The 23,221-nt window shown below is 42.4% G+C and carries 16 protein-coding genes and 1 pseudogene; 7 read left to right on the plus strand and 10 right to left on the minus strand.

Annotated elements, in window-relative coordinates:
* The first annotated feature begins 232 nt into the window (after nt 1-232).
* Nucleotides 233-1,021 (plus strand): hypothetical protein, encoded by a 789-nt coding sequence (locus EC846_RS01110; RefSeq protein WP_416332304.1) that lies wholly within the window; start codon nt 233-235, stop codon nt 1,019-1,021.
* Between the two features lie 49 nt (nt 1,022-1,070).
* Here EC846_RS01110 and acnA read toward each other — a convergent pair whose 3' ends face one another.
* The 5 genes from acnA to EC846_RS01135 form a co-directional block, all read right to left on the minus strand.
* Nucleotides 1,071-3,827, minus strand: a complete 2,757-nt coding sequence (acnA, locus tag EC846_RS01115; RefSeq protein WP_123773824.1) for an aconitate hydratase AcnA — start codon at nt 3,825-3,827, stop codon at nt 1,071-1,073.
* 113 nt (nt 3,828-3,940) lie between these two features.
* Nucleotides 3,941-4,759 (minus strand): TatD family hydrolase, encoded by an 819-nt coding sequence (locus tag EC846_RS01120; protein WP_123773825.1) that lies wholly within the window; start codon nt 4,757-4,759, stop codon nt 3,941-3,943.
* A 6-nt stretch (nt 4,760-4,765) separates the two neighbouring features.
* Nucleotides 4,766-5,674 (minus strand): RsiV family protein, encoded by a 909-nt coding sequence (locus tag EC846_RS01125; protein ID WP_004774593.1) that lies wholly within the window; start codon nt 5,672-5,674, stop codon nt 4,766-4,768.
* A gap of 119 nt (nt 5,675-5,793) precedes the next feature.
* Nucleotides 5,794-6,618: a hypothetical protein gene (locus EC846_RS01130; RefSeq protein WP_171409959.1), complete on the minus strand. Its 825-nt coding sequence runs from the start codon at nt 6,616-6,618 to the stop codon at nt 5,794-5,796.
* 69 nt (nt 6,619-6,687) lie between these two features.
* Nucleotides 6,688-8,277 (minus strand): peptide chain release factor 3, encoded by a 1,590-nt coding sequence (locus EC846_RS01135; RefSeq protein ID WP_005255155.1) that lies wholly within the window; start codon nt 8,275-8,277, stop codon nt 6,688-6,690.
* Between the two features lie 273 nt (nt 8,278-8,550).
* Between EC846_RS01135 and EC846_RS18370 the strand changes: the two genes are divergently transcribed.
* Nucleotides 8,551-8,784, plus strand: coding sequence for a hypothetical protein (locus tag EC846_RS18370; RefSeq protein WP_123773827.1), 234 nt, complete (start codon nt 8,551-8,553; stop codon nt 8,782-8,784).
* A gap of 263 nt (nt 8,785-9,047) precedes the next feature.
* The gene (locus EC846_RS01145) at nt 9,048-9,716 is read left to right on the plus strand and encodes a hypothetical protein (RefSeq protein WP_228200659.1); all 669 of its coding nucleotides are present in this window, start codon (nt 9,048-9,050) and stop codon (nt 9,714-9,716) included.
* A gap of 228 nt (nt 9,717-9,944) precedes the next feature.
* Here EC846_RS01145 and EC846_RS01150 read toward each other — a convergent pair whose 3' ends face one another.
* A complete protein-coding gene (locus tag EC846_RS01150) occupies nt 9,945-11,354 on the minus strand; it encodes a methylenetetrahydrofolate reductase C-terminal domain-containing protein (RefSeq protein WP_123773829.1) in 1,410 nt (469 codons plus the stop codon).
* Between the two features lie 408 nt (nt 11,355-11,762).
* On the opposite strand from EC846_RS01150, the gene EC846_RS01155 reads away from it, so the two are divergent.
* The 4 genes from EC846_RS01155 to EC846_RS01170 all read left to right on the plus strand — a co-directional run bounded on the left by EC846_RS01155 (nt 11,763) and on the right by EC846_RS01170 (nt 15,028).
* On the plus strand, nt 11,763-12,731 hold the full coding sequence (locus tag EC846_RS01155; RefSeq protein WP_123773860.1) for a DUF1852 domain-containing protein: 969 nt from the start codon (nt 11,763-11,765) through the stop codon (nt 12,729-12,731).
* Between the two features lie 36 nt (nt 12,732-12,767).
* The gene (locus tag EC846_RS01160) at nt 12,768-13,796 is read left to right on the plus strand and encodes a methionine synthase (protein WP_123773830.1); all 1,029 of its coding nucleotides are present in this window, start codon (nt 12,768-12,770) and stop codon (nt 13,794-13,796) included.
* 87 nt (nt 13,797-13,883) lie between these two features.
* Nucleotides 13,884-14,375, plus strand: coding sequence for a flavin reductase (locus EC846_RS01165; protein WP_062847043.1), 492 nt, complete (start codon nt 13,884-13,886; stop codon nt 14,373-14,375).
* A gap of 266 nt (nt 14,376-14,641) precedes the next feature.
* Nucleotides 14,642-15,028: a carboxymuconolactone decarboxylase family protein gene (locus EC846_RS01170; protein ID WP_047431644.1), complete on the plus strand. Its 387-nt coding sequence runs from the start codon at nt 14,642-14,644 to the stop codon at nt 15,026-15,028.
* Between the two features lie 180 nt (nt 15,029-15,208).
* On the opposite strand, the gene EC846_RS01175 is transcribed toward EC846_RS01170, so the two are convergent.
* The 4 genes and pseudogenes from EC846_RS01175 to EC846_RS18405 form a co-directional block, all read right to left on the minus strand.
* Complete coding sequence (locus EC846_RS01175; RefSeq protein ID WP_123773831.1) at nt 15,209-16,102, minus strand: LysR family transcriptional regulator; 894 nt, start codon at nt 16,100-16,102, stop codon at nt 15,209-15,211.
* A 20-nt stretch (nt 16,103-16,122) separates the two neighbouring features.
* Complete coding sequence (locus EC846_RS01180) at nt 16,123-16,848, minus strand: helix-turn-helix domain-containing protein (RefSeq protein ID WP_123773832.1); 726 nt, start codon at nt 16,846-16,848, stop codon at nt 16,123-16,125.
* Nucleotides 16,849-17,143: 295 nt separating this feature from the next.
* A pseudogene (locus EC846_RS01185) lies at nt 17,144-17,536 on the minus strand (outer membrane protein assembly factor BamE); the annotation flags it as partial.
* 71 nt (nt 17,537-17,607) lie between these two features.
* The coding region (locus EC846_RS18405) for a YadA-like family protein (protein WP_228200660.1) at nt 17,608-23,221 on the minus strand (5,614 nt) is incomplete at its 5' end.

Consider the following 23,221-nt stretch of genomic DNA (forward strand, 5'->3'; position numbering starts at 1 on the left):
AATTAAAAACACCTTAACTCTGAACCGCTAAAATTTAAATAAAAAAATAAGGAAATTAACCTTTCATTTTTAACTCTTATTTTAGAGATTAATCCGCTCCTAGCTATATCTTGGCATAAGAACTTAATACGAAATAGATTTTATTAAAAAAGTAACTAGCCCAACAACCTAACTCAAGTTATTAGAATGCATTTCATCATAAATAAAAAAGGAAATTAATAAGGATTATTGTATGATAAAAAATAATGCATTCGAAAACATAATTATGAATAAACAAGATCAACAGAATATTATCCTATGTATTCCTGGTATCTGGAAAAATCATCAAGACTTATTACATGCTCTCCTTACTCATGACACAGGATATATTTACGCAGGCGTAATTATTAAATCTTTAACCAGTGATTATTTTGCTGAAATTGAAGAATATCAAAATGATCCTAACGTCAGTCAGGTATTTAGACAGCAGAGTATGAATCGTTTTTCAGAGCGAGAATTACAAGAAATCGAACAACATCATATGGTCATTTATGTGATTTGCGAAGCTGGATCAATAGCGTTAGCACAACAAGCTTTATTATTGGGTCAGGCTCTACTCAAAGCGGGTGGCTTAGCCATTAAAATTGAAACATCTGGAATAACTCATCTTCGATCTGATTGGCTAAAGTTCGATGCAGAGAATCTATTTGATTTATATAAGGCATTTATTCCAACTGTTTATGATCAGGACTCGCTTTATTCTTGTGGCATGCATCAATTTGGAAAATCTGATGGATGTATAGACTTAAAAGTAGAACATGCATCATATATTTTGAATCAGTTTTTACTCTATCTCCTTATAGAAAACCCAACACTTTTAGAGAAACAAACTTTTTCTGTAGAAGAAGGCGCTGAAGTATTAAAACTTCACAGAAAAGAATCGAGTGATTTCTTCGAGAAGGACTCATTATATTTTAATCGATGGGGTGTTTGGTCGTTGAAGCCGAACTTTAGCTTGAAGAAGTTATTCAGATTTAGCTAAATTTTGATGTGAAAAAAAAAGCCCTGTAAATTTACAGGGCCATATCAAACTAAGCAGCAATCAAATTGCGTAATACATAATGCAAGATACCGCCTGCCTTAAAGTATTCCACCTCATTCAAGGTGTCGATTCGACAGAGCACTTTAAATTTGGCCTGACTGCCATCTTCCCGAACCACTTCAACATCGAGTGTCTGATGCGGTTGGATATCATCGGACAAGCCATGAATAGAAATAACTTCATGCCCAGTTAAGTTCAAGGATTGGCGAGTTTGTCCATCTACAAATTGCAATGGCAACACGCCCATTCCCACCAGATTCGAGCGGTGGATCCGTTCAAAACTTTCTGCGATAACGGCTTTAACGCCAAGTAGGTTGGTTCCTTTGGCAGCCCAGTCCCGTGACGACCCCGTACCATATTCCTTACCAGCAATAATGACCAATGGCGTGTGTTGCTGCTGATAACGCATGGCGGCATCATAAATCGCCATCTTTTCGCCTGTCGGGATATAAAGCGTATTACCGCCCTCTTCTCCCCCAAGCATCTCATTTTTAATCCGGATATTGGCAAAGGTACCGCGCATCATCACTTCATGGTTACCACGTCGCGATCCATAAGAGTTAAAGTCTTTCGGCTCAACGCCCTGATCCTGTAAATAACGTCCAGCAGGACTATCTTTCTTGATATTACCCGCAGGTGAGATATGGTCCGTTGTAACCGAGTCTCCCAGCACAGCTAGAATATTCGCCTGTTCAATATTGCGGATGGCTTTCGGCGGCTGGTTAACTTCCTCAAAAAATGGAGGATGGCGGATATAGGTTGAGTTGTTTTGCCAAGCGTAAGTCTGGCTCTGTGGAATCTGGATCGCTTGCCATGTCGCATCTCCATCAAAGACCGCCGCATATTCCTTATGGAACATGTCAGTATTCACTTTCTGTAATACGGCATCAATTTCAGACTGACTTGGCCAAATATCTTTGAGATAAACATCTTGCCCATCTTTGCCTTGTCCAATTGGTTGCGTGGTTAAATCAGTACGGATATTGCCTGTTAGGCCATAAGCAACGACTAATGGTGGTGATGCCAGCCAATTGGTTTTCACCAATGGATGCACACGTCCTTCAAAGTTACGGTTTCCTGAAAGTACCGATGCCACATTTAAGTCATGACATTGAATAGCTGCTTCAATCGGTTCAGGTAGCGGCCCCGAGTTGCCGATACAGGTTGTACACCCATAACCCACTAGGTTATAGCCCAATTGATCCAGATAAGGCGTTAAACCTGCTGCTGCCAGATAATCCGTCACCACTTTAGAGCCCGGCGCAAGTGAGCTTTTGACCCAAGGTTTACGCTGCAAGCCTTTCTCAATCGCTTTTTTAGCCAGTAGACCCGCAGCCAGCATCACGCTTGGGTTTGAGGTATTGGTACAAGAGGTGATCGCAGAAATGACGACATCACCATCGTTTAGAGGATAAGATTTTCCATCAATGGTACAAGATGGTTCTTCATGTGCAAGATTGGCTTTCTTGGCCTCTACTGCCGTACCGCCACCGCCTTCATTTTCCAGACGCTCTTTGGCTTCTTTGGCAGGTTTCAGGTTCAGTTCCATTAAGGCATTAAAGGTTTTTGGTACATCAGACAACAACACTCGATCTTGGGGACGTTTCGGCCCTGCCAGACTGGCTTGCACCGTGCCCATATCCAGACTCAAAGTATCGGTAAAAACAGGCTCATCGCCTGCATTACGCCACAGCCCCTGAGCTTTACTATATGCTTCCACCAAATCAATACGTTCTTGCTGGCGGCCTGTCAGAGCTAAATAACCGAGTGTGACTTCATCGATTGGGAAGAATCCACAGGTCGCACCATACTCTGGTGCCATATTGGCAATCGTGGCACGGTCTGCCAACGGTAAATCAGCCAGACCATCGCCATAGAATTCAACAAATTTACCCACTACACCTTTTTGACGTAGCATCTGGGTAATGGTCAATACCAGATCGGTTGCAGTAATGCCTTCATTCAATTTACCCGTCAATTTGAAACCAATCACTTCTGGAATCAACATCGATACAGGCTGTCCCAGCATTGCCGCTTCAGCTTCAATCCCACCCACACCCCAACCAAGTACACCCAATCCATTAATCATGGTGGTATGTGAGTCTGTGCCAACCAAGGTATCTGGAAAAGCAAAGTTTTGCCCTTCATCTTCTCCCAGCCACACCGCTTGCGCCAGATACTCCAGATTAACCTGATGGCAAATTCCTGTACCTGGTGGAACCACACTAAAGTTATTAAATGCAGACTGTCCCCAACGCAGGAATTGGTAGCGCTCACCATTACGCTGCATTTCAATTTCAACGTTCTCGGCAAAGGCCTGATCATTGGCGAAATAATCCACCATTACGGAATGGTCAATAACCAGATCTACTGGCGAAAGCGGGTTAATACGGTTCGGATCCCCTCCTGCTTGTGCCATTGCTGCACGCATGGCAGCCAAATCAACGACGGCAGGAACACCAGTAAAATCCTGCATCAATACACGAGCAGGACGATATTGAATTTCCTGATCGGAGCGTTTGCTTTTCTGCCAGTCTACCAGCGCCTGAATATGCTCAACTTTTACACTTTTTCCATCTTCAAAGCGCAGTAAATTTTCTAGCAAAACCTTGAGTGATTTGGGTAAGCGGTCAATATTACCCAGTGTCTGTGCGGCTCGGGTGAGGTTAAAAATTTGATAGGATTTCGAACCGACTGTTAGTGTTTGTAATGCATTGAAACTATTGATTTTGCTATATCTGGCCATAAGGTTACCCTCCCAGTATTGGCTGATTGTTTATTATGAAGTTCTTTCTTTAATGTAACCCTGTTTGAAAAAGGATGTGTTCCCTTTTAGTTACCTTATTTTTAACGGGATTATTATTGTGATCCGAGATGCAAGGCTGCACATGAGTTTTGCCAGAGTTGCTGGGCAAGTTGTGCTTGAGGTCGCTCAAGTATTTGCGCCAGACTGCCTAAAACATAAGGTAAATTGACAGGCGTATTGCGGGTTCGATGTTCAGTTGACGTCTGACAGCACAACGGCGTCATATCTGGACAATCGGTTTCAATGACCAGATGTTCTGGGCCAATAGCATGAACCACCTGATGCAGTTTTTTGGCATTTGGATTGGTAATTTGCCCTGTGATGCCGATTTTAAAACCCAGCTTGATCATGGCTTTGGCTTCTTCAACACCGCCGCTGAAGGCATGCGCAATCCCACCCAATTTGAATTTTTGAGTTTTTAAAATTGCAATCGTATCAGCATGTGCTTTACGGATATGTAATAACACCGGTTTCTGATATTGCTTGGCGAGTTGCAATTGCTCAATAAAATAATGCTGTTGTTTGCTAAATAATTCTGGCTGTTTATGTTCTTTTAAAAAAGTATCCAGACCAATTTCACCCACCGCCACACAATCATGTTGCTGCAAAATCTGTTCTAAATCTTGTAAATGTTCTGGCTGATGTTGCTCGATATAAAATGGATGTAATCCAGGCGCAAGATAAGACTGCGGCACATTCTCCCAGCTTTGTAATTGCTGATGTGTCTGGATCAGGTCATTAAATCGTGATTGTAGAAATCCGATTAATACCAATGCATCGACCCCAACTCGTTTGGCCTGCTCAGCCAGATGTTGCCGATCATGATCGAAATCGGCAACATCAAAATGGGTATGGGTATCGAACAGTTGCATTAGCGCTTACTTTTTCTCATTTGCGACAGGTGTAGATGCAGCTGGCGCGTCCACTTTTGGTAAATATTCAGGTTTTAATACCCCTTGTAATTCACTAAATGGAATCACCAAACGCGGTAAACCCACCACATAAGGGCCAATGTCATATTCACCATATTGCAGGATCAAGCCCTGTTCGCCCAATAAGAAATTATCTGTCAGCTGAAAAGGCCAAGCTTGCTCATATTCTTTAGGATCAGTAGCCAGCTTTGAATCCACAATCCATGTTTTAAATGCTTCATGTGCCAGCTTGTCTAAAGTCGCTTTTTGTTTTGGCAATAGCAGATCATGCAACTGAACCTGTTTCTGATTTGCCAAATCAAAGTTGTAATAACGTTGTGAGGTTGCGCCATGCGCTCCACCTAAATAACTGCTGCTATTGAGCACCACTGTGGCTAGCTTACCTTTCGGCTGTAAGATCTTCGGCTTGATCATTAAGCTGATTTGATGGCTACTACTTAAGGCTTTCAGCTCTTCATCAATTTTGACAAATGAATCTGCATATAACTGCGCCTGACTGTCCAGATCTGATTTAGATTCAGTGTTTTTGGGTGTTGAAGCCGCAGGTGTATCTGCATCAACCACCTCTAGCATCCGACCAAGCTGGTTAAGAATTTGTTGATCCAGTAATTGATCGATAAATGGGAAATTACTTTGCAAGCGTTCAACAGTAAAGTCTGGGCAGGTATTACCTTTGCATTCAGGTAATTTCACCTGAATCTTAACCGTTTCCCCTTGTAAAACAGGTTCAGCCTGTTGCTGTACCGCAGGTGGATTTTGCGGCTTATCCTGTGATTCTTTTGGCTCTGATTTCGGCTGGCATGCTGCAAGCAAAACAGCACATGCAAGAACGCTATATTTATAAAATGTTTTCATCTGAGACCTATAAGCATTGTTATTACACAAGATTTTTAAATGCTATCGAAGTTAGTGCAAAACTGCTAGAAGCACATGCAATTTCTATACGAAACTCAAAAAAGCTGTTCTAAACGGAATCAAAACATGCGTTGATAAATTTCAGCTTGCAGCATTTTTTGAGTCTGTTCAGTGGTTAAATAAATATCCAGTTGTGGGGCATCTTTACTGATTTCATTGGCACGATAATGTAAGCCAATGCCTTCCCCATCAAAGAACCAGTCCGCCTGTCCCCAATACAGTTTTTTCGGTACCTGTTTTTTTACTTCTGCAGATTGTTTTGCAATCCACTGTTGATAATGCGCCTGAACAATTTCGTTTAATGCATTTTGCTGATTTTTCTGGATCACATCCAGCACACTAAGACTCTTTTGTAACTTGCGATCAGCAACAAAGAAATAGAAGCGATCTTTCACTGCCATATCTTCTTGCTGGGCATTAACCCCAACTTGTAACAGTACATATTGATTGCGCTGTGAAGCGATTCGGGTATTCAGGTGCAGTTCATAGGCCTTATTTTTTGAATACTTGTCCTGCCACTCATCTGACTTTTTCACATAGGCATTAATGGCTTGTTGCAAGGTCAGGTTTTTATCCAGTTCAATCTGTTGCTGGATCACTTTGGACTGATTTTTTGCAATCCATGCATTTAGCCATTCGTCCTGAGTTTTTACCGTCTGGATATCGACATCAATACAGTTTTTCTTTTCACAAAATGGCAAAGCATAGTCTGCCTTGACCTCTTTCATATTTAAGTAAGGCAGGACTTCAGCTTTTTCGACGGGTGCCGCAGCCTGTTTGCTTTCGGCGGTATCGGCTTTATTTTTATCTGGATGATCACATGCGGTTAAAGCCATCATTCCAATCAAGACACTGACAGCAAAAAGTGGTTTTAAAGCATTCATTTCATCATCCTTTATTTTTAGATCGTTCAATTAAAAACAGCCTCTAATTAGAAGCTGTTTTTATGCAATTTAGTGTTCTCGTGTGTTACGGAACTGGATATCAGGCCAACGTTCTTGCATCAACTGCAAGTTTACACGGCTTGGAGCCAAATAAGTTAGGTGACCGCCACCATCAACAGAAAGCTGATCATGCGCCTTTTTCTTAAACTCATTCAAGATTTTGTCATCATCACAATGAATCCAGCGTACCGTATGAACACTCACAGGCTCATAAATACAGTCCACTTTATATTCTTCTTTTAAGCGATATGCGACCACATCAAACTGTAACACACCGACTGCACCAACAATCAGGTCATTACTGATTTGTGGCATAAACACCTGTGTTGCACCTTCTTCAGATAACTCTTTCAAACCTTTTTGCAATTGCTTCGATTTCAAAGGATCTTTCAAACGTACACGGCGGAACATTTCAGGTGCGAAGTGTGGAATACCGGTAAAATGTAAGTTTTCACCGCTGGTAAAGGTATCACCAATCTGGATCGTACCGTGGTTATGCAAACCAATGATATCACCCGGCCAAGCTTCTTCCAGATGCTCACGCTCACCCGCAAGGAAGGTCAATGCATCACTAATACGAACGTCTTTACCGATACGTACATGATTCATTTTCAAGCCTTTTTCATATTTACCTGAGCAAATACGCATGAAGGCAATACGGTCACGGTGTTTCGGGTCCATATTGGCCTGAATCTTAAAGACAAAGCCTGTGAAACCTTCTTCTTTCGCTTCAACCACACGTTCTTGGGTTGGATGCGCTTTAGGTTCTGGTGCCCAGTTAATAAAGGTATCCAAAACATGGTCAACCGCGAAGTTACCCAATGCGGTACCAAAAAGCACAGGCGTTTGCTTGCCTTGTAAGAATAATTCACGATCTAGTGGTTCATTGGCCATTTGAACCAGCTCAAGAGATTCTTCAAAAGAAGCCCATGCCAACTCACCCACTTTTTCACGGATATCTGGATGATCATAACCATCACGAACATCGATATCGGTAATGGTTGAACCAAAACCAGCCTTATAGACATAAAGCTTGTCTTCAAGCAGGTTATATACACCTGCAAAGTCACGTCCCATACCTAAAGGCCATGTGATTGGTACACAACGGATGTTTAGAACATTTTCAATTTCATCCAATAACTCTAATGGCTCGCGGATTTCACGGTCCATTTTGTTCACGAATGAAATGATTGGCGTGTCGCGCATACGACACACTTCCATCAATTTAATGGTACGTTCTTCGACACCTTTTGCACCGTCGATCACCATCAATGCAGAGTCAACCGCCGTTAAGGTACGGTATGTATCTTCCGAGAAGTCTTCATGTCCCGGCGTATCCAGCAAGTTAATCGTGTGCTTTTTATAAGGAAACTGCATCACTGACGTGGTAATCGAGATCCCACGCTCTTTTTCCATTTCCATCCAGTCGGATGTGGCAGAACGGTCAGACTTACGGCTTTTTACCATACCCGCAACCTGAATTGCCTTACCCCATAACAACAGTTTTTCTGTCATGGTGGTCTTACCCGCATCGGGGTGGGAAATGATCGCAAAAGTCCTGCGACTTGCGACTTCTTTAGCTAATTGCTCTTTAAACATAGGGAAAATCTTCAATATGTACACAGTTATGTACACATTTATAAATATGTACTTGAACTGAAAAAGTGGTAATTCAAAATTGGCGCAATTGTAGCAGATTTAGAGAAGATATTGATTGATTGTTGATAGATCTTGAGTTATCCACATCACAGTTAAAATCCACCTTATTTATTAACCTTTTATGACAATCTCACCTTCAAAATCTCAATTCATATTCAGCAGAATTTTTTAGCCATATACTCTCTTCGCCCAAAGATCGTTAAGGAGATAAGAATGAGTAAATCAGTTCTTTTAGCTGAGCTAAATGCGATGATTGACCATTATTTTAAAAGAAATGGTTATCAACCGACTCGAATCCTGCTTGGCTATAAAGCCTATACAGAGCTCATGCAAGATCAAAGTTTTGCAAATGAAATCAGAAACTCAGCCCTTGATCCCAATAAACGTAAGTATAAAAAACTAAAAATTAAAGTGACCAAAGACGATCATCAACTGGAACTCGAGTAACCCTATACCTAATGCTCTAAGCAGAGCATCTAATCAACCCAATCCTAAGCCAAGATTCCTCAAGTTGCCCACTCTATCGATTTAGGTAATACTGAATAAAATGAGTAAGACCTCTCAATCCCATGAATCAAAAAAGCATTTTTAGTGAAAGTTACTTCAGCTAAAGTCAACGAGAGAAATTCGCGAAATTCATTTATAATTAAAGAGATATAAGTTCAATAAAATAGATATCACAAAATATGGCTCAAAAGATATTAACTATTATGACCCTGACAAGTTTAACGGCTTGCTCAACGATTCCGCCTCAATATGAATACCAACCAGTGGTTCAGGATAAAATTATAGCGATTGGGAAGATGGTAACCCCGACCCAGCAGCAGATTGTTTTTGCTGGAGAACGTTATACCTACATCGCGGATCAGGGTGGTGCAACCGTCTTTAATATTATTCAGAATACTCGTCCTGAGCAACGCTTCTTAATGAATCAAATGCCAATACAATTTGAAATGGTATCTGATAGCCAATTTAAAAGCACATTAAGACTTCGTTATAATCAACCTATAGGCCTGCTACCCACCAATGAGTACCAAAAATTAAAGTCCTTGGGCTTTACACAAACAACCACACACTGTACTTCAGCGCTGATCCCAATTGAAAACTGTGAATATCCCGTAGCCTTAGTTGAGCTTTCTGGACGAATTTACCAACAGGCTGCCAATCAGCAATCCATTCCCTATAAATTAAAACAGCCTTATCCGATTTCTATTGTGAAAAAAGTGGAACACCGCCGTCAGGGTAATTTTAAGAAGAAGGCTAAAGATGTCGCTACTGGGGTTGCTATTGTGCCTTTAGCGATTGTTGGCGTTGTCATTTATGTGCCGATTGTATTGGGAGCCACATTACTGTCAGGGGGGAAATTAAACTGGCATTAATTTCTAAGATTGGATGAACTAAAAAATATTGAACTACTCTTCTCAATCCTAGCTTGAAATTTTTATGCTGGCATTTTTTGCTTTGATTGCTCCATCCACTACAGAGTATTCAAGCACAATGATTTTACCCGAGACCAAGTTGATCTGCTATCGGGTAAGCTAAACTAAAGGCGTTTCAACTGTACCACTATCTTTCCATGAAGAAAAAAGTATAGCCAATGACTCCAATCAATTTAAGTCTGAATTGCTAAACCAGTTTTTCCATGAACTGGTATAGCGGGTTTCAATTGAAATCGCTGGGATCAATTTGCTTCTTAAAACCTCGGTTTGATCTATGCTTTTTGCCAGTCGGGCTTTGATTGAATGGATACATTCACGATCCCCAAATTCACATCGATCTAGGGTTGTGCCGCCACATGGACCATTGGCAAGACCTTTGGGGCAGGTTTCAGGACAGATATAAAGCGTATCATCCAGTCGGCAGTGACCACAGCTTTCGCAACCCACCAGCTGTTGTTTGCTCCAATGTTCCATTTTCAATAAAAGATGCTGCGGTCGTGGTTTATTCCAGAAATTGGCTTTAAAAATAAAACGTCCCACGCCTAAAGCAGCCTGAGAAACAAAAAAAATGTGGTGCATTAAATGCATTTTCTTATATTTTAGAATTTGAATCTGGGAAACAGGTTTTGAAAAAGTGGACAGCTCAGGTTTAAGCTCAAGGCCTGAATCAATTTTCCACAGGTCTTTCCATGCTTTTTCACAAGCTTCTAAAGACCAGCTTTCAAATTGCTTTAAAAACTGTTCCAGTTTCTGTTGTTCTTGTGGCTTATGACAAGCCGATAAATGCACACCAACATAACCGAGATGTTTACAGATCAATATCTGCAATGCACAACGCGCGTAGACATTTGCTTCCGCCTGAACAGGATCCGCCGCATACTCACACTCAAGAACATCCACAATATGTGGAGCAATCACCAGTCCAGCGACCTGATTTTTCACCATAAATTGCGCGCGTTTTAAGGTCAGTGGCATTACGCAGGCAATTAAAGGAAATTCGTTATAATTCTGAGAGATAAAGGATTGGCTGTGCTGAAGACAATCCAGATCAAATCCAAGCTGAGTAATCAGAAAATCCGCACCCGCTTTTATCTTTTTATGCAATTTTAGATATTGGGCATCCCGCTCAGCCTCAGTATATTTAAATGGATTAAAAGCCACTCCAATATTAAACACATGCCGTTGTTTGGCTGCCATCACAGCACTCACAGACTCTAAATAACGAGAGCGTTGTGCAGGAATTTCCCGCCCAAAATTATGGTTCTTCAGTTTATCTCCAGTTAATAAAAGAAGATTGTGATATCCCTGCTGCTCGGCCTGATCGAGAAAGTGTTCAAATTCTTTAATATCCCGACCTTTACCTGAAAAATGTAGAAGTTTTTCAATCTCAGAAGAATATCTTTGTGCCAATTCTAATGGCGCTGGATCTTCGTCACTGTGCACGCGATCGGCCAAAGTCATCATTGCCGGAAAGCCAGCCAGACTTTGTGTTACAGCCAAGGTATCACGCTTAGAGCAAAGATATTCCACCAGAATACAGAATCGTTTCTGCTCTAAACACTGAGAAAATAAAGACATAATGAAAGAGATTTAAAAAGGAAGAAGTCAGGCAAATACTGCTGGCCTGAAATTATAAGTGATACGTTTTGAAAGTAAACCTCAGAATAATTTCAGGTTCAGAGGCTTCAAATTATAGGCACGCTATCGTCGTGAAATGCCCGCTACGCCTAATGAAACACACAAACATGAATTTTACTCACTTTCCATTGAAACAAAATCATTTTTATTCATGTCATGTTTCAAGTATAAATTAACTCATGCTCTTCATACGAGACAATCTGAGGGTTGATTCTGATGGAACTGCTTCGGCAAACATCAGAACAGACTGAAAATCCGATTGACTGGGAAGATCCAAAAAATTGGAACATCCAGAAAGGGCAACACAGAAATAAGGTTTTATCTCAGAAATTAGGGTATCAGATCATCATGAGCAAAGAGTTTACATTTACGATTAAGCGCATTAGTTTCGATGAAAACTATCAGCCCTCAGACAATACGCGTATCACCACCAACTTTGCCAATTTGGCGAGGGGTGAAAGCCGTCAAGAGAATCTGCGCAATACCTTAAAGATGATTAACAATCGTTTTAATAGTCTGGCACATTGGGATAACCCGACAGCAGACCGTTATTCTGTTGAGCTCGAAATTATTTCAGTTGATATTGATGTTGAAGGCAAAGGTGAGACCTTCCCTACCATTGAAATCCTGAAAACAAATATTGTTGATCATAAAAACAATCAACGCATTGATGGCATCGTAGGAAACAATTTTTCCTCATATGTCCGTGATTATGATTTTAGCGTATTACTGCTAGAACATAATAAAGATAAACCGCAATTTAGCCTTCCAGAAAACTATGGCGAGCTACATGGGAAAATCTTTAAATCATTCTTGGACTCAAAAACGTATAGCAGTAATTTCCAGAAATCTCCTGTAATTTGCCTGAGCGTTTCGAGCAGTAGAATTTATCATCAAACTGCAAATCAACATCCCGTCTTAGGGGTTGAATATCAACAAGATGAATATTCTTTAACGGATCAATATTTCGAGAAAATGGGCTTGAAGGTTCGCTATTTCATGCCACCAAATAGCGTTGCACCGTTAGCGTTTTATCATCGCGGGGATCTGCTTGATGATTACACTGATCTTGAATTGATCGGCACCATTAGCACGATGGAAACTTTCCAGAAAATCTATCGTCCAGAAATCTATAACGCGAATTCGGCAGCAGGAAAAACCTACCAGCCAAGCTTAAAGCATCAGGACTATTCATTAACACGTATTGTTTATGACCGGGAAGAACGCAGCCAGTTGGCGATTAAACAAGGCAAATTTACTGAAGAACAGTTCATCAAGCCTTATCAAAAGATTCTTCAGCAATGGGCTGCAAACTAATTACTTTATTCACCTAGATAAACAAGATTATTGATTATGAAAATATTATTACCGACTTCAACTGCTGGCAGCTTACCGAAACCTTCTTGGCTGGCAGAGCCAGAAAAGCTTTGGTCACCTTGGAAGTTGCAAGATGAGCAATTAACTGAAGGCAAACAGGATGCATTGCGTCTGTCCTTACAAGAACAACGCCATGCAGGGATTGATATTGTCAGCGATGGCGAGCAAACCCGCCAACACTTTGTCACCACCTTCATTGAACATCTTGATGGGGTCGACTTTGAAAAACGCGAAACAGTCCGAATCCGTAACCGATACGATGCAAGCGTGCCATCGGTCGTCGGTGCAGTGTCTCGTCAAAAACCAGTGTTTGTTGAAGATGCCAAGTTTTTACGCCAGCAAACCAATCAACCGATCAAATGGGCGCTACCTGGCCCAATGACCATGATTGATACACTTTATGATGGTCACTATAAAAGCCGTGAAAAACTGGCTTGGGAATTCGCCAAAATCCTGAATCAGGAAGCAAGAGAACTAGAAGCTGCTGGCGTCGATATTATTCAATTTGATGAGCCTGCATTTAATGTATTTTTTGATGAAGTAAATGACTGGGGTGTAGCGACTTTAGAGCGTGCACTGGAAGGGCTGAAATGTGAAACGGCCGTACACATTTGCTACGGTTACGGCATCAAAGCCAATACTGACTGGAAAAAAACACTCGGTTCAGAATGGCGCCAATACGAAGAAGCCTTTCCTAAGTTACAACAATCTAAAATCGATATCATCTCACTCGAATGTCAGAACTCGCGTGTGCCAATGGATCTGATTGAACTGATTCGCGGCAAAAAAGTGATGGTCGGTGCGATTGATGTTGCAACCAATCAGATTGAAACACCTGAAGAAGTTGCCAATACGCTCCGTAAAGCACTTCAGTTTGTCGATGCCGACAAGCTCTACCCTTCAACCAACTGTGGTATGGCGCCTTTATCACGTCGCGTCGCGACAGGTAAACTGCATGCCTTAAGCGCTGGTGCAGAAATCGTTCGAAAAGAGCTATCAGCTTAATATTTACCAATCTCTTGATGGCTAAAGGGTTACATCAGTTAGCCCTTGGCTTCTTCAAAAGATCAGGTTCAATTTGGGAATAAAGTGATGATTGAAGCGACAGACTTTAGAAATGCAATGTCTTTATTAACCAGTGCCGTCAATGTCATTACCACGGCTGGCCTGTCTGGTCGTTATGGATTCACGGCCTCTGCTGTGTGTAGCGTCACCGACACGCCTCCGACATTATTGGTCTGCATGAATAAAGCATCGAGTTCCCATACACATTTTGTGGAAAATAAAATCCTCACCGTAAATGTGTTAAGCGCTCAGCATGAACATATTTCTAAAGCGTTTTCATCCCGATTAAGCCCAGAAGAAAGATTCAAACATGGTATCTGGACAGAATTAGAAACAGGTGCACCAGTCTTAGAAGATGCGCTGGTCAATTTTGATTGTGAAATCGAGCAGATTCAAGAAGTTGGAACCCATACCATCTTTATTTGTCGTATTGTGGCGATTAAGAAAAGCCATCATGATCAAAGTCTGGTTTATTTTAATCGTGCTTATCATCAAGTGGGGCTGACGGAAATCGCTTAACTTCAGCTTTTGTATCAATCCTATTTCCGCCTTAAATTAAAATCTTCTGTTTAGCACTCCACCTAATGTGGATATGTCTTCATTTATCCACAAGTGCACCCCTGCTGATCTTCAATGGCTCATCATCTTCTTTGCAGAATATCTATCATCCAACTTGAGAACCGCCAGTCAAACGCGATGACTTTAGCTTATTGCCTGATTCAGTTAGGATGAAGTAGGTTTCGAAACATCATCTCTTCTGTTGCATTCTTAAAAGAGTAAAAAATATGTCACAACAAGATTTTGAAAATGGATTAAAAGTTCGTACTGAAGTTATGGGCGAATCATTTGTAAAGCGTGCACAGGACAATACCGTGCCTTTCACACAACCGTTACAAGACTGGATTAATGAACACGCTTGGGGATCAACCTGGCAACGTGAAGGTGTATTACCACGTAAATATCGCTCTCTGGTGACAATCGCTTTCTTAACCGCACTGAAAAGTCCAACCGAACTCAAAGGGCATATTCGTGGAGCTTTAAACAATGGCGCCAGTGTTGAGGAAATTCAGGAAGTCTTGTTACATAGCCTGCCATATTGCGGCGCACCTGCAACTCAGGAAGCCTTTCGGGCAGCACTTGAAGTGATTAATGACTATCAAAAGGATCTATAAGTAATTTCTTATATATTTTCAATAAGATATAGAGCAATCTACCGCAAAAAGCCCTTATACATTAAGGGCTTTTTAAATATGTTGTGTAAACTTTAAAAGATGATGCTGTTCCAGAATAATGGCTTGTTTTAGCGATGGATAACGCGATCAGTCTCTTAGGCATACTTGTATGCAATCTACTTAATTATCATTAAAATAATGTTTTTTAATGATTTTAATAAAAGAATCGGCTTGATCAATGCCTATATACTGAGAGATCACGACACCAACATTTAAATGTAGAGAAAAATCATCTAACTCAATAACTTCTAAATCACTATTTTCTAATGCGAATTTTTCGAAAAAAGGTTTAGGAAAGACACCTAAGCCTTCACCTTTCAAAATACTTTGTAATTGAAATTCAACGCCAAAGATTTCTTTGTTGATATAAAATCCTAACTGCTTATCGTATAAAACTTTAGCCAAACTTTCTCTGAAGCAACATCCTTCTGGATGTAAAATCCAACCTTTTTTACTACATTTTTCTAAACTATTATATTTATAAGCTTCTCCTTTTTTACCCACAATCACAAAAGGAAATGTCCCAATCTTTGAGAAATTTATATCTTCTGGCAGCTGGAGATTTGATGGAATCATCAACGCAGCCAGATCAATTTCACCCTCGTGAATTTGTTGAACCAGACTACGTCCCCAACCACTCGAAATATCAATTTCAGAAAGATGAGTCACCTGTTTTGATTCATAGATGACGGTCTCTAATAAATCATCAATCAGTGTTTGTGGTATTCCAATTTTTACTACTTTTTCAAAAATTTCATTGTTTTCATAGTGAAAACTTTTGAGTAATTCTAATTGCTTTAAGATAAAGCATCCTTTGAAGTAAACTTTTTCCCCTAACCGTGTCAGTTGCAGGGGGCGCGTTTTTCTATTCAGTAGCGCACCTTTGACTTTTCCTTCAACATTATAAATGCGCTTGGTGACTGTTGATTGCTTCACACCTAGCTTCTCTGAAGCAACTGTTATTGATTGATTATCAACAACGTATATAAAAGTTTTTAGATCCCTAATATCCAAATTTATACACCTCACAATAGTTACCTGAAATACTTTCTAAATTGGCCAGGTGAGCACCCTGTCCAACCCCTAAAAGCACGTGTAAATGCGCTGTGCTCTGTGTAACCTAACGTATACGCGATATCAGATAGGCTCACATCTTTATCTTGCAGTAAAATTAATGCTTTTTCATATCTTTTTTGTTTAACGAGCGCTTTAAATTCCTCACCCTCAGTGATTATTTTTTTAGATAACACTCGTGGTGTTAATCTCATTTTTTTTGCAACTTTGAATAGATAAGGCTCTCCTTCTGACAATGTCTCATTGATTTGTTCATTTACTTTTTCAATAAAACCAACAGAGTCTTTGTGTCCTCGTGGATATAATCTAAAAAAATCCTCGATACTAAACTCATCAAAGGTTTTACAAACCGTAGTAAAATCAAAGATCTGCCTTGAACACAATGAAGTTTTATAAATATCATCAAGACCAGACTCTAAAATACAATGGGTACTCTCCATATTCAGATGATCAATTAAATGTTGAATACCTTTTTCAAATTCCTTAAGTAAAAACTCCCGACTTAATACATCACATCGATAGATCAATACCACTCTAAAATAATCTAAAGATAATTTATTAATTATAGAAAAAAAGGTCTCTACCTCTAACAGAAAAAAGATAACTGCATGTTTTAGCTCTTTATTTCCAATTTCAATAATATGCAGCTTTATATTTTTTTCACTATGTGAAAAAGTATGAAACATATTATTTATCTCATTTTCATCTCTTACTAAAGCGTAGCAGACTTTTAAAATTGATCTTAAACAGTTTAGAACTACAGAATAAACATTTTAGGAAAATTAAATAAAAATATAGTGAACTATACATTCACTGTCATTTAGAACAAACGATGACAAATATGTTTAATTTATATAATTCAAGTTTTTATTAAAAAAAATCCTCAACACTTATGGCTTATTGATATAAAAGCGTAATCTTATCAGCCTGTCTTGTTTCAATAAACCATAAGCAATGTATCCAACTGAATTAAAAATACTAACTTATCAATCCCTGACACCCATCTTCTTTCCAAGATAGACGTTCAGCAATATATTCTTTATTAAAATCAATACGTAATTCACACCGTTTATAATCCTGTGTATTCGGTACACGAATATCCAGCACGTAATTCCATGTTTTAACAGCAAACAATCCTTCATTAAAATGAGGATTTCCAAGAATATGGCGAAGCTGATCCTTATTCAGTCCGACATCCAAACGGGCAACGTCGTTATATTCATAACGTTTCACCTGTTTCAGGTAGCTCTTGTTCACTTCTGGAAAGGTGATTTCCTGAGGTTGTTCAAATCCAGCTTGTGCTTCCGTATTTGCCTGACTATTAAATGCAATGCCCGCAAGTGCAATCATCATTAAAGTTTGAATCTTATTCATATCTGTTCTCACTTCTTTATTGTTGGGAAAAAGGAGAGCCGAGTGACTCTCCTTTGTAGATAAATTTAGGATTAATTAAATGAACCACTTAAACCAACACGGAAACTTGGATCACCTTGCGATGCAGCTGCAACACCACCTGAAAGAGACCAGCGTCCGTTATCGGCTGTCTTACGTAGCGTGACGCCCACTGCATTTTCTCCACCGTGATAAGCCGCGCCCACTGCATAGGTATATTTACCCGCAAGATATGGTGCTGCTTCCAATGCCATTGCTGCCGCAATACCTGCATTGGCATGCTTTTTAACATCATCAATACGTTGGTTGGTATCGTAGAAAGCCTGTTGCATTTGATCACCCAAGTTCGTCACACGGTCATCAATTGCACCCAACGCATCACCAACATTGTTATAACTGCCACCGGCAACGTTGTAGCTCGGTCCTTTCCAGCCTTTCTCTGGGTCATAACCTGCTCCGCCGCCCAATGCAGCACCAACATCTTCATAAGATTGATGTAACTGCCCACCATTGATCGCTTCTTGTGAGCCTTTCTCAATCCGTCCGTCCGCAACACCTTTCACTTTCTTACCGCCAGCATTGATGCCGTCAGTTGTCATGCTTGGGCCTTGTTCTCCGTTCGGACCAGAGATGCTTACGCCTCCTCCTGTGATCGTGGTTGAACCGTTGTCGCCTTTGACATTGACTTGACCAGCAGTGACTTGATCAGCTTCAACTTCTTTCACCTTGATCTTGTCTGATAAGCCGACTTCGTAGTCTGTGCTGCCATCAGCGTTCTGTTTGGTTTTCACGGTGACGTTGTCATCACCTTTGCTCACAGTTGCTTTCGCACCTTTGGCCTCATTCTTCACTGAAGCGATTGCATCGTTGATGTTGTCATGACCTGTTCCACCGATGTCACTGGCGTTGATCGTGCCGTCTTCATTAACTGTGGTGTTGCCTCCAATCGCATCGCGAACGCTATCAGTGATGCCTTTGACCTGACCGCCGTTGATGGCATCTTTCGAGCCTTCTGCAATCGTTCCGTCTTCAACACCTGTGATTTTCTTGTCACCTGCATCAATGCCATCTTTGGTTACGCTTGGGCCACCTTCGATGTGTAAACCATCACCATCGACTCGGGTATCGCCAGCAGTCACACTGTCGACCTCTATATCTGGTGAAGTCGATACTTCGTAGTCCGTACTGCCATCTGCATTCTTGCTTTCTTTCACAACAATGTTTTTGCCTTCACTCACCGTCGATTTGGCTTTTTCTGCCGCATCGCGGACTGAGTCAATCGCATCATGGACGTTGTCTTTACCTGTGTTACCGACATTGCTGGTGTTGATCGTGCCATCGTCATTGACGGTGGTATTGCCACCAATTGAGTTTGCAACGCTATCCGATACGCCTCTGAGCTGGCCTCCGTTAATCGCGTCTTGGGAATCCGCTGCAACTCGGCCTGCTGCGACACCACCAATCACGGTGTTGCCTGCGTTAATGCCGCCTGCGGTGATGCTTGGTCCAATGTTGTTACCCATTGGGTCAACGAAGCTCAGACCACCTTGGTTCAGAACAGTGCCATTGCCATCTTTGTCTTGCAGGGTGATGCCTTTGGCTCCGTATTCTGCTTCGTTACCTTCGCCATCTTTGACTTGGGTACCTTTGGCAGTGAGGACGGTTTCGTTGCCTTCGTCATCGGTTGAGGTCACGCTGTCGAATTTCACGTCTTTGGCAGTGGCAACTTCATAGTTGGTGCTGCCATCGGCATTTTTGGTTTCGCTGACAACGATGTTGTCGCCTTCGGTCACTGTGGTTTTCGCGGCTTTCGCTGCATCACCGACTGCGCCAATGGCATCATTGATGTTGTCTTTGCCTGTACCACCGATGTTCGGGTTGGTGTAACGACCGGTGTTCGGATCATAGGTGGTGTTCCCACCAATGATGTTTTTCACACCTTCGCCTTGGGCATGGAGCTGGCTACCGTTGATGGCATCAGTTGAGTCTGGGCTCACCGTACCTGGGGCAACATTGGTGAGTTTTTTACCACCTGCATCAATGCCCTCTTTGGTCACGCTTGGACCACCGGCAATGGTCAATCCATCTGTGTTGATGATGGTATCGCCCGCAGTCACGCTGTCCACTTTCAGGTCACGGTTCAAGCTGTACTTGATATCATTGCCTTCTTTGCTGACCTGTAAGTTTTCTTCGCCATCTGCTGTACCGATATCAACGGTATCGCCAGCTTTCACCGCAGCTGCATTTTCACCATTGCTTTGCAGTGTCCAGCCTTTGTCTAATGCGGTGATCGCATCGCCAACATTATTAACACTGTCACCATTCACGGTGTAGTTCGGTGCAGTCACTGTGCCATCAGGATTGACGGTTGAACCACCGCCCAACGCATCTGATACGCTTTGCGCTGTACCTGCCAATTGGCTACCGTTGATCGCATCAGTTGAATCAGGATTCACATCACCTGCTGCAACACCACTGATTTTGCCTGTTGTACCATCAATGTTCACATCACCAACTTTCACCGAGTCAAAGTTTACATCACGTGCAGTAGCAACTTCATAGTTGGTGCTGCCATCGGCATTGGTTGATTCAGTCACAACAATGTTGTCACCTTCAGTCACTGTGGTTTTCGCTTTCGTTGCAGCAGCGCCTACTGCACCAATCGCATCATTGATATTGTCTTGACCTGTACCACCAATGTCAGGATTGGTGTAACGACCTGTCTCTGGATCATAAACAGTGTCACCACCGATGATGTCTTTCACACCTTCGCCTTGCGCATGGAGCTGGCTACCGTTGATGGCATCAGTTGAGTCTGGGCTCACCGTACCTGGGGCAACATTGGTGAGTTTTTTACCGCCTGCATCAATGCCCTCTTTGGTCACGCTTGGACCACCGGCAATGGTTAGTCCATCTGTGTTGATGATGGTATCGCCTGCAGTGACGCTGTCCACTTTCAGGTCACGGTTCAGGCTGTACTTGATGTCATTGCCTTCTTTGCTGACCTGTAAGTTTTCTTCGCCATCTGCTGTACCGATATCAACGGTATCGCCAGCTTTCACCGCAGCTGCATTTTCACCATTGCTTTGGAGTGTCCAGCCTTTGTCTAATGCGGTAATGGCATCGCCAACATTATTAACACTGTCACCATTCACGGTGTAGTTCGGTGCAGTCACAGTACCGTCTGGGTTCACAGTTGAACCACCGCCCAACGCATCTGATACGCTTTGTGCTGTACCTGCCAATTGGCTACCGTTGATCGCATCAGTTGAATCAGGATTCACATCACCTGCTGCAACACCACTGATTTTGCCTGTTGTACCATCAATGTTCACATCACCAACTTTCACCGAGTCAAAGTTTACATCACGTGCAGTAGCAACTTCATAGTTGGTGCTGCCATCGGCATTGGTTGATTCAGTCACAACAATGTTGTCACCTTCGGTCACTGTGGTTTTGGCCTTCGTTGCAGCAGCGCCAACGGCACCAATCGCATCATTGATATTGTCTTGGCCTGTACCGCCGATGTCTGGATTGGTGTAACGACCAGTGTTTGGATCATAAACAGTGTCACCACCGATGATGTCTTTCACACCTTCGCCTTGGGCATGGAGCTGACTACCGTTAATCGCGTCAGTTGAATCTGCACTCACCGTACCCGCAGTCACACCACTGATTTTGCCTGTGGCGCCATCAATGTTCACGTCACCAACTTTGACTGAATCGAACTCAACATCATCCGCTGTCGCAACGGTATAAATGGTTTGACCATCTGCACCCGTTTCACTTTCAACGGTCATGTTCTTGCCAGCTTCAACTTCGGTTTTCGCTGCCGCTGATTCACCTGCAATGGCATCGGCAATGTTGTCATAACCTTTGTCATTGACTGTGAATGGACCATTGATCTTGCCACCCTCGTTGGTTACGCCGCCACCAATAATGTCACCGACTGAACCCACGCTATCATTGAGCTGACTACCATTGATCGCATCTTTCGAATCAGCCGCAATCTCACCCTCAGCAACATTGGTAAGTTTCAGACCACCTGCATCGATACCTGTACGGCTCACGCTTGGTCCAACTGGTGCACCTGATGCATCGGTAAATGCTAGACCAGTACCATTCAAAATGGTGCTATTGCCTTGTGCGTCTTTGATGGTCGTGCCAGCAGCTGTCGTTGCTGTGCTGTTGCCTTGCGCATCTTTAACGATAGTGCCACCAGCAACCATCGTGGTTGAGTTGCCCACAGCATCTTTCACTTCAACACCACTGTTATCCAGACGGGTATTGCCTGCTGTTACGCTGTCTACTTTCAGGTCGCGGTTCAGGCTGTACTTAATGTCATTACCATCCTTCGCGACTTGTAAGTTTTCTTCACCGTCGGCTGTACCAATATCAACGGTATCGCCTGCTTTCACCGCAGCTGCGTTTTCACCATTGGTCTGTAGTGTCCAGCCTTTGTCTAATGCGGTGATCGCATCACCCACATTGTTGACATCACTGCCATTCACCGTGTAGTTCGGTGCAGTCACTGTGCCATCTGGGTTCACGGTTGAACCGCCGCCCAAGGCATCTGATACGCTTTGTGCTGTACCTGCCAATTGGCTGCCGTTAATGGCATCGGTTGAATCAGGATTGACATCACCTGCTGCAACGCCTGTGATCTTATTACCACCCGCATCAATGCCATCTTTAGTGACACTTGGGCCACCCGCAATGGTTAGTCCTTCGTTATTAAGAACAGTGTCGCCAGCAGTCACGCTGTCTACTTTCAGGTCACGGTTCAGGCTGTACTTGATGTCATTGCCTTCTTTCACAACTTGTAGGTTTTCTTCGCCATCTGCTGTACCAATATCAACGGTATCGCCTGCTTTCACCGCAGCTGCGTTTTCACCATTGGTCTGTAATGTCCAACCTTTGTCTAATGCGGTGATCGCATCACCCACATTGTTGACATCACTGCCATTCACTGTGTAGTTCGGTGCAGTCACTGTGCCATCAGGGTTCACAGTTGAACCACCACCCAAGGCATCTGATACGCTTTGTGCTGTACCTGCCAATTGGCTGCCGTTAATGGCATCGGTTGAATCTGGGCTCACCGTACCTGCTGTCACGCCACTGATCTTGCCTGTCGCACCATCAATGTTCACGTCACCCACTTGCACCGAATCAAAGTTCACATCACGTGCTGTCGCAACTTCATAGTTGGTACTACCATCAGCATTCTTCGATTCAGTGACAACAATGTTTTCACCTTCTGAAACCGTTGTTTTCGCTTCTCGTGCTGCCTGTCCGATAGAACCAATCGCATCATTGATATTGTCTTGGCCTGTACCACCGATGTTCGGGTTGGTATAACGACCTGTCTCTGGATCATAAACAGTGTCACCACCGATAATGTCTCTCACACCTTCGCCTTGTGCGTGTAATTGACTACCGTTGATCGCATCAGTTGAGTCTGGACTAACAGTACCTGGTGCAACATTGGTGATCTTGTTACCACCAGCATCAATGCCATCTTTAGTGACACTTGGACCACCTGCAATGGTCATACCATCTGTGTTCATCACGGTATCGCCAGCAGTCACGCTATCCACTTTCAGGTCACGATTCAGGCTGTACTTGATGTCATTGCCTTCTTTCACAACTTGTAAGTTTTCTTCGCCG

The organism is Acinetobacter sp. BIGb0102 (assembly GCF_003815055.1).
Taxonomy (GTDB): Bacteria; Pseudomonadota; Gammaproteobacteria; order Pseudomonadales; family Moraxellaceae; genus Acinetobacter; species Acinetobacter vivianii.

Coding starts and splice junctions, on each gene's coding strand:
- EC846_RS01110 (WP_416332304.1), top strand. CDS start 233: ATGATAAAAAATAATGCATTCGAAAACATAATTATGAATAAACAAGAT.
- acnA (WP_123773824.1), bottom strand. CDS start 3,827: ATGGCCAGATATAGCAAAATCAATAGTTTCAATGCATTACAAACACTA.
- EC846_RS01120 (WP_123773825.1), bottom strand. CDS start 4,759: ATGCAACTGTTCGATACCCATACCCATTTTGATGTTGCCGATTTCGAT.
- EC846_RS01125 (WP_004774593.1), bottom strand. CDS start 5,674: ATGAAAACATTTTATAAATATAGCGTTCTTGCATGTGCTGTTTTGCTT.
- EC846_RS01130 (WP_171409959.1), bottom strand. CDS start 6,618: ATGAATGCTTTAAAACCACTTTTTGCTGTCAGTGTCTTGATTGGAATG.
- EC846_RS01135 (WP_005255155.1), bottom strand. CDS start 8,277: ATGTTTAAAGAGCAATTAGCTAAAGAAGTCGCAAGTCGCAGGACTTTT.
- EC846_RS18370 (WP_123773827.1), top strand. CDS start 8,551: ATGAGTAAATCAGTTCTTTTAGCTGAGCTAAATGCGATGATTGACCAT.
- EC846_RS01145 (WP_228200659.1), top strand. CDS start 9,048: ATGACCCTGACAAGTTTAACGGCTTGCTCAACGATTCCGCCTCAATAT.
- EC846_RS01150 (WP_123773829.1), bottom strand. CDS start 11,354: ATGTCTTTATTTTCTCAGTGTTTAGAGCAGAAACGATTCTGTATTCTG.
- EC846_RS01155 (WP_123773860.1), top strand. CDS start 11,763: ATGAGCAAAGAGTTTACATTTACGATTAAGCGCATTAGTTTCGATGAA.
- EC846_RS01160 (WP_123773830.1), top strand. CDS start 12,768: ATGAAAATATTATTACCGACTTCAACTGCTGGCAGCTTACCGAAACCT.
- EC846_RS01165 (WP_062847043.1), top strand. CDS start 13,884: ATGATTGAAGCGACAGACTTTAGAAATGCAATGTCTTTATTAACCAGT.
- EC846_RS01170 (WP_047431644.1), top strand. CDS start 14,642: ATGTCACAACAAGATTTTGAAAATGGATTAAAAGTTCGTACTGAAGTT.
- EC846_RS01180 (WP_123773832.1), bottom strand. CDS start 16,848: ATGTTTCATACTTTTTCACATAGTGAAAAAAATATAAAGCTGCATATT.